The sequence below is a fragment of the Pseudanabaena sp. CCNP1317 genome (genome assembly GCF_034931345.1).
In the GTDB taxonomy this organism is placed as follows: domain Bacteria; phylum Cyanobacteriota; class Cyanobacteriia; order Pseudanabaenales; family Pseudanabaenaceae; genus Pseudanabaena; species Pseudanabaena galeata.
This window is the reverse complement of sequence record NZ_JAYGIF010000126.1, coordinates 1-8,194: the sequence shown is the minus strand read 5'-3', so window position 1 is coordinate 8,194 and position 8,194 is coordinate 1. Positions and strand designations below refer to the sequence as shown.

Sequence of the window (8,194 nt, the reverse complement as noted above, 5' to 3'; positions counted from 1 at the left end):
GTAGTTTTTTCTTCTCGTCTTCTGAAAATTCGATTGTAATCATGAATTAATTTTGGCGGCAGTATTAAATTCTTTAGCCGATTATCCCATTTTCTCAAAGCTCAAGTTCTGACCGTCTAAAGTATAGGATCTTCGCTAAAGCTGTAATCATTGAGTACACCGATCGCATCACCGTTATAGATCAAAGGAATTCCCCCAAAGGATAGAATAATTCCATGCAGTAAGAGAATTCGATTAATAGCAGCAGAAATCAAGTTTTTATCTTCCGATTCTAGAGCTGATTCTAGACCGACTAGAGAAGCCAATGACCCACAGACACGTCCATCTCCCGTAGCTTCATTATGCATAAATTCTAAACCCCTAGCCGAACCGTCAAACTTACCCCTAAAGTAATCAATCAAAAAGCGTCGGTGGGAATGAGGTTCGTAACCCGCTAAGCGAATATCGTTATCGTCAAATCCAAAACCAATATCATCATGACATCGGACATAATTTAGCCAAGTCGCTCGTTCCAATTTATTGGGCAAGCTCTTGATCCCTTGACTGAGGAGTTTCGTGTTTTTAGTTGCCACGCTATCCCAGAGTAGAGCCATTAAAGTCGCGTTATAGGCGATTTCACATTCTTTGGCAGCGATCGCATCTTCTCCAAAATACTTAATTACTTCCACAGGTGCAACGATCGCTTCCGCAATAAATAACACCCCAGGGGCAGAAACTTGGCAGCAGTCCTTCATTAACTGCAAAATCAGGTGGGCTTTGCGTTCATTTTGACAAGAAGTGCCAATCTTCTTCCACAAAAAAGCCACCGCATCAAGCCGCAAAATATCCACACCTTGATTTGCCCAAAACAGAATAATGTCCAGCATCTCAATAAATACCGTAGGGTTACTATAGTTCAAATCCCATTGATAATCATGAAAAACTGTCATCACCCATTTTTCCATTTCAGGATTCCAAGTGAAATTACCTGGATCGGTTTCAGGAAATACTTCGGGCATACTCTGCTCGAACATATCAGGAACTTCGCGCCCTTCATAAATGTAGAAATAGTCTTGAAAGCGACTATCGCCTTTGATGGCTTTCTTAGCCCATTCATGTTCGTCAGAAGTATGATTTAGAACAATATCCAGAACCAACAAAATATCTCGTTTACGGAAATCTTCGGCAATCAGACGCACATCTTCTAAGTCGCCAACGCGATCGTCAATTTGTCGAAAATCACTGATTGCGTAGCCTCCATCACTTTTACCTTCAGGACATTTCAAAATTGGCATAATATGCACCATATTGATACCTAATTCTTGAAAATAGCTGGTTTTGCTGACGAGATCCCGTAAATTGTCGGCAAATCCATTGGAATAGAGAGCCATCCCTACCCATTTTTGCGACAAAAACCAGTTATGATCCTGTTCTCGCTGAATATCCAAACGCTCTAATTCTGGAGAGCGATCGATATAGCCCTTTGCCATAGTTTCTACTAGGCGCAACATTTGCAATTTAAAATCATCGCGATGTCCATACAGCGTATAGAAAAGCGAATGGATTGCATAGAAATTCGCTCCAAGTCGAGTATAAAAATGTCGTAAATCTTGGCGGCGAATTTCAGGCTTTAAATCGTCAAGGATAGAATTTAAAAGTGAGTGAGAAATCTGTTCGTACATAGGATTTTTCTAAAATATATTTGTCTATAGAATGATGTGCTGCGCTTAGAGCGGCACATCATTCTATCCATTTTTGTGCGTCTGGATAATAATGGACAATTCCTTCCAAAATTCCTGCACTATAATTCCCATTCATGTCCAAAAAACCACCATGAGCTAAATACAAATTGTGTATATTCCCTTGTTCCTTTGCTTGTTGTTGAGATTGAGCAATTATATCGACATGGGCATTGGCGACCAAAATCGAAGGCACAGGACTAATCAGTAATGGTAGATCATTACCACTATCACCTGCAAAGACTGTATTACTGTGATCAAAATCCAATTGATCCATCAAAAATTCCACTGCATGGAGTTTTGTGGCATGGGCTGGCAAGATATCTAGTAATCCAATTCCCTTAGCTTCATCAACACTATAGATCAAACTTGCGACAATATTTTGTTCTTCAAGGCGATCGCTGATGTACTGCTGCAAAGCATCTTTTTCGACATCCAAGGGCAGATAATAACTCAGTTTAAAACGGCTTTGTTGATCGGGTTCTTGCAAAACTAAATGCGATATTTCCTCTAAATCGCTAAACCATGGCTCTAAATCTACAGCGTTTAAACCTCGCCAATCAACCGCAATCTGCTGTGTCCAGTTTTGCCAAGATTTCCAGCGATCGCCCTCAAATTTGTAGATCGTACTACCGACATCACCAACAACCCAATTGGGTGTGGGTAGATCATATTCCTGAATCGCTTCTTGAACTAATGCGAGATTTCTACCGCTTACATATACCAAACAGACTTCGGGGCGACTGACTAAACGGGAGAATATGGCTCGTGCTTCAGGGGATTCTGGTTGAGTTCCATTGGGTAGTAGCGTGCGGTCAAGGTCAGTACAAATCAATAATTTCTGCATAGGTCAAGATTGTATTGGTTGGTGTAAAAAGTTTTCAAGACCCTCACCCCTAGCCCCTCTCCCAAAAGGGGAGAGGGGAACAAGAAATTAGTCTTGCTCCTCTCCCTTGATGGGAGAGGGGGCTGGGGGGTGAGGGTTCCATATAACATCAGGTTATAAATTAAAGAAATCATAATGGGCGATCGCCTCTAAAATACCGCCAGCATGGGCGCTTTCGGCAAAATAAACGCGATCGCTATCATTCAAAGCCAACAATTCTTCACGGTGACGATTATCAACGACCACGCCCAAAGTATTGCCACGTAGCATATCTTCATCACCGCCTGATCCACCATTCACCAAAACCTGCTCTAGCGGAATATTCCATTGTCTAGCAACATAGCGCAGAGCAAGCCCCTTAGAAGCCCTTGCAGGTACAAAGTCCAGATATTGACCAAAGGAGAGAGTTGTATTCACCGACAATTCCTGTTGACGCAATAGAGTCAAAATCTCTTCCATTGATGGGGCAATATTGGCATCGTAGTAATAGGAAACCTTAAACCGACTTTGCTGCTCCTTTGGCTGCGGGGTGATCCCTGATAATGGATCGATAATGCGCCGTAATACTTGTGGTGTCCACCAATGATCGATATGGTAATTCCAAGCAATATCCGCATTATAGCGAGGAGGGTAGTAAATCTCTGTGCCTAAACTGGTAATTAGAACATCGGGAGTAGGAATTCCATAGTTTTTTAAAATCTTGAGAACTGAATCTAAACGCCGACCTGTGGCGATACCAAACAGAAATTTTCTGTGTTGTTGGCGAACAAGTTGGATAAATTGCGCCAATGCTTCCGCATCCCCCAATAAGGTATTGTCGATCGCCGTGAAAATCGCCCGCTTACGATATTGTCCTGCTTTTGGCAAGAATGTTGGCTTTGGTAAAGGTTCCTGTTGCAGTACGAGAGGCTGAACTTTTTGCAAATAGGTTTGAGCATGAGACTCCCATGAATAGAATTTGGCAACATTTTTTAATCCATTTTCAGAAAATTGCTGCCAGAGATCTGCATCTTCGAGAATCTGCAATAAAGCCTCAGCGATCGCCTTCTCATTCAAAGGATCAACTAATAATCCATTCTCACAATTACCAATAATATCCACTGGCCCCCCATTTTCAGTGGCAACCAATGGCAATCCACTCGCTGCCGCCTCTAATAGCGTTAGTCCAAAAGGCTCAGTGAGAGCAGGATTGATAAAAACACCCTTAGACTTAGTCGCTAATCGATAAATATCCGCAACTTCACCAGAACTATGGTGCTTCGGTAGAGCTACTCGACCATACAGATCATAGCAATCCATTACCAGCAATAATTCTGTCAAAACACTTTGCGCCCCCTCATTTAGATCTCGAATATCCTGTCGATTACCTGCCACAATTACGAGATTAGCTAATTCTTGGAGACGGGTTGATTGACCATAGGCTTCTAAAAGTGTAACGATGTTTTTACGCTGATCGGGGCGAGAAAGAGCCAGAATGATTGGCTTTTCAGGATTATTGAGAAACTTGGCGAGAACCTCTTGAAAAGCGATCGCTTGATTATTTTCAGTTGGTGGATAAAACTGCTCTAAATCCGTCCCAGGGGGGATGATCGCCATTTTTTCGGGCGTGTAGTAGTCGTAAAGTTCATACTGATCTTCAATTTCATTGCGCGTGCTAGTAATCACTAAGTCTGCATTACTGAGGGTGTCTTCTTCAGCACTGACCCTCTGGAGCATATGATAGCGTTCTTCGATCTGTTCTAGGGGTATTCCTGATCCCAGCAATCTTCGCAACTTATCTCGCCCTAATGAATGTCCCGTATGGATTAGGGGTAAACCCGTTAAATGGGAAAGTCGCGCTCCCACATATCCCGCATCGGCATAGTGACTATGAATGATATCGGGCAAACGCGGCTGTTTGAGTAACCAAGCAAACAGGCGATCGGTAAAGCCATCCAGATGACTCCATAATTCTTCTTTGGGAATATAGCCTTCAGGTCCTGCTTCAATTCGCACGATCTGAGCATTTTCGGCTAAAGGTTCAGTCTCTAAGCCATAGTCAGCATCTACAGCATCATCAATAATCAGTCTGGTAACCAAATCAACACGCTCTACATTCGACTGTTTGGCAATAGCTTTAGCCAATTCCACAACATATTTTGTTTGACCTCCAGTATCTGCATCTCGCCCCAATTCTAGATTCTGACCTCTGATCAATCCATGAATGCTGATAAGCAGAATATATAATGGTGTGTGGTTCTTGTTGGACATAACTGGTTAATCTAAGGTTAAAATACAACAGATTTGAACAATTCTCCAAATAACACTTTATAAAAGTAAACTATAGCCACTCAAGTGATCTCGATAGCTGCGGCGCTTTGCGCCGCAACTATCGACTGGGTTTTGTTTTTGTCTTAACATTACTGACTATAGCTATAAAGAGCTATAAAGATATGAGATAATTATCTTCGCGCTTCTAGTTTAGAATATCTATCTGAAAATATTTGTAGATTCTAAAAAATTCCTCAAATATCTTCCTAATGAATGAGTGAGTTTAAATTAGAATCTGCACAAACTAAAAATTTAGAACTCACAAAACCTTCAATACCTTTTCCATCAACTATCTTAGTCCAATAGCCGTCAAATCCTTTGTAGGTCACAATAGTATCTATTTCCAGAGAACCAATTTTCTTGGCTGACAAGCTGGGAAATTCTCGAATGTTCACATTTGAGCCATCTAAGGTTTTGACCCTCATCTTACCGTTAAATGCTAAACTACCATCGGAACTTGCTCTCAAATCTCTACTGCGAACCCATCCTGCCAATCCTCCTTTCAGGCTAATTTCTGACCAATCTCCAGTTCTATCAGAGACTTGAAAAAGAACTTCAGTCCCAGCAGGTACAAGTTTAATGACCTCAGCCCCACGCTCATCTGCATAGTAATGTGGTTGTTTAAAAACTTCTGCTGCACTTTCACCATCACCAATAATTCTAAAAGAGTTCCCACAGATATTTTGTGGCACATTTTCTAGCACAACCTCCTCACCAGCATTAATACTTGTCGCCATAAAAAAAGGCAAAAAGCCTAAAAACAAAGATATTAGCTTGGTGCATAATGGAGTTTTCATGTTGTTAACTTCGTTATTTATAGACCTAATTTTACTCTGTTACAGCGCTTTGCGCTTAGTTAAAACCCAGAAAGATTTTTGAAAGCGCTGCGGAGCAGCGCTTTCAAAAATCTTTCTGGATTACTCTAAACCTAAGGAGAAATAAAAATGATTGAATCAGGGCTGAAAGATGCAGCGATCGCAGAAAATTTAAAACAATTTTTACTGGTGCTTTCGGTCTCGCTGAGTGTGGCAACTTTGCCCCAAGTTTTTAGTTGGTTTCGCCGAATTCCCTATACATTACTATTGGTGATTGTTGGTCTAGGATTGGCATTAGCCGATGTGCGATTGATTAATCTCTCGCCCCAATTGATTTTGTTGATTTTCTTGCCACCTTTGCTATTTGAAGCTGCTTGGAATTTGAAATGGTCACGGTTAAAGCAGGATTTAATTCCGATTAGTCTCTATGCAGTTTTTGGAGTTGTCATTGCGATCGCAGGAATTGCCATCAGCCTCAATCAATTTGCTCAGATAGCTTTACCAACTGCTTTACTAATTGGCGCTAGCCTGTCAGCGACCGATCCTGTCTCAGTTACTGCTCTATTTCGAGAGTTAGGCGTGGGTAAGCGTCTAACTACTTTGATGGAAGGTGAGAGCTTATTTAATGATGGTATGGCAGTAGTTGCCTTTGGCTTTTTGATTGCCTTTTCCCAAGGAACTGCAAATTTGACATTTCAGGCAGTTTTTACTCAGTTAGTTTTGGTAGTAGGAATTGGGCTAGGTACTGGAGGAATAATCGGGTTTGGCGTTTCCTATTTGACTCAGCGTTTTGATCTGCCTTTAGTTGAGCAGTCACTAACTCTGGTGATCGCCTATGGAACTTACTTGATTACAGAAGAATTAGGCGGCTCAGGAGTAATTGCAGTAGTCACAACGGGATTAATTTTAGGAAATTTTGGTTCTCTAATTGGGATGAATCCTCGTACAAGAATCATTGTCAGTGAATTTTGGGAATTCTTAGCCTTTTTTGTGAATTCCATTGTCTTTCTATTAATTGGCGATCAGATCCGCTTTGCCATTCTAGGTGAAAATATTGGCGCGATCGCCGTGACAATCGCCGCCGTAATTGGCACAAGGGCGATCGCTATTTATAGTCTGAGTGGATTGAGCAATCACTTTGCGAAGTCAGAAATTCCCATTGCCGAGCAAACGGTACTTTGGTGGGGAGGGCTGCGGGGCGCGGTGTCTATTGCCCTAGCCTTGAGTGTCCCTGAAAACTTTGAAGGAAGAGAGTTAGTTATTGCAACTGTATTTGGAACGGTGCTATTTACTTTGCTTGTACAAGGATTGACGATTCAGCCTGTTCTTCAAAAGCTAAATCTGCTCCAAAAGCAACCAATGCGCCAAAGATATCTAGAAATCATAGCCCGTCAAGCTGCGCTCAGGCGAGTTTTGCAACGGTTGATCGAAATAGAGCAACATCCAAGGGTTGAGATCGAGTTCTATAACTATCAAGTATCTTTGGTCAAGGGTGAGCTAACTCGACTCCAAGAGGAAGTTGTTCAGCTTCAAAGCGAATATCCTGATCTAATCACTTTTATCACTGACCAATTGCGTGAAGAACTATTAGCGATCGAGGCTGACACCTATGCTGAGTTTGTGCGTACAGGTCGATTAAATCAAGAACTCTCTCTATTCTTAGACCAAGAGCCAGCCAAATTTTAATTTAACGTGAGTTCCATATAGCCATTTGCGGCGTGCGAAGCACGCCGCAAATGGCGAAAAATGGTAAGAATCGTTTAGCGATTCTTACCATTTTTCGCTTTTGTCGAACTGGCGTTAAGTTAGAAAGAGGGCTTGGAGACCAAGCCCCTACATTTACACATATGTAGGGGCTTGGTCTCCAAGCCCCAATCTCAGCGTTCCACTTTTGTCGAACTGACGTTAAACGAAATCAGAAGGAATAGACGGCACTTCGTGCCGTCTATTCCTTCTGATTTCTAGTTGGCGATCGCTACTTGGTTACGTCCATTTTTCTTGGCTGCATAGAGAGCATGGTCAGCCGCCGTAATTAAGCTCTCCAACGAATTGCCATGCTGACTGATTACGGCGATTCCTAAACTGATTGTGATTTGAATATTTGATGGTGCGGGATTTGTCTCCACATACGAGCGTAATTGCTCGGCAATCTCATGAGCCTGATCGAGGACTGTATCAGGTAATAAAATCAAAAACTCTTCGCCGCCCCATCGACTCGCTGAATCTATGTGACGCATTTTGGTTTGCAGAATTTGAGCAAGATGAACCAGCACCATATCACCGCCATCATGTCCATAGACATCATTAACCCGTTTAAAGAAATCGATATCAATTAAAATAACGTCAGTTCGACGGAGTAGACAAAAGCAAAAGAAAAGCTGAGACTAGGTTTGACAAACTAAAAGCCTCAGCAATATGAACAGTATCGTATCGCACTTGGATATCACGCGAATCTTCTGTGAAGT

General features: G+C 42.0%; 5 protein-coding genes and 1 pseudogene. 1 reads left to right on the top strand and 5 read right to left on the bottom strand.

Translation table 11 applies throughout. The features are described from left to right. Window positions 1-125: 125 nt before the first annotated feature. From VB775_RS22250 to VB775_RS22235, 4 genes and pseudogenes are all read right to left on the bottom strand, one after another. Window positions 126-1,661: pseudogene (locus VB775_RS22250) on the bottom strand (alpha-amylase family protein); the annotation flags it as partial. Window positions 1,662-1,719: 58 nt separating this feature from the next. After that, a complete protein-coding gene (locus VB775_RS22245; RefSeq protein WP_281008260.1) occupies window positions 1,720-2,565 on the bottom strand; it encodes an HAD-IIB family hydrolase in 846 nt (281 codons plus the stop codon). 153 nt (window positions 2,566-2,718) lie between these two features. Beyond that, on the bottom strand, window positions 2,719-4,854 hold the full coding sequence (locus VB775_RS22240; RefSeq protein ID WP_281008261.1) for an HAD-IIB family hydrolase: 2,136 nt from the start codon (window positions 4,852-4,854) through the stop codon (window positions 2,719-2,721). Between the two features lie 266 nt (window positions 4,855-5,120). Beyond that, complete coding sequence (locus tag VB775_RS22235) at window positions 5,121-5,711, bottom strand: SH3 domain-containing protein (RefSeq protein ID WP_281008262.1); 591 nt, start codon at window positions 5,709-5,711, stop codon at window positions 5,121-5,123. A gap of 147 nt (window positions 5,712-5,858) precedes the next feature. On the opposite strand from VB775_RS22235, the gene VB775_RS22230 reads away from it, so the two are divergent. Next, the gene (locus VB775_RS22230) at window positions 5,859-7,415 is read left to right on the top strand and encodes a cation:proton antiporter (RefSeq protein WP_281008263.1); all 1,557 of its coding nucleotides are present in this window, start codon (window positions 5,859-5,861) and stop codon (window positions 7,413-7,415) included. A gap of 275 nt (window positions 7,416-7,690) precedes the next feature. Here VB775_RS22230 and VB775_RS22225 read toward each other — a convergent pair whose 3' ends face one another. Beyond that, window positions 7,691-8,068: a GGDEF domain-containing protein gene (locus tag VB775_RS22225; protein ID WP_281009372.1), complete on the bottom strand. Its 378-nt coding sequence runs from the start codon at window positions 8,066-8,068 to the stop codon at window positions 7,691-7,693. Window positions 8,069-8,194 lie beyond the last annotated feature (126 nt).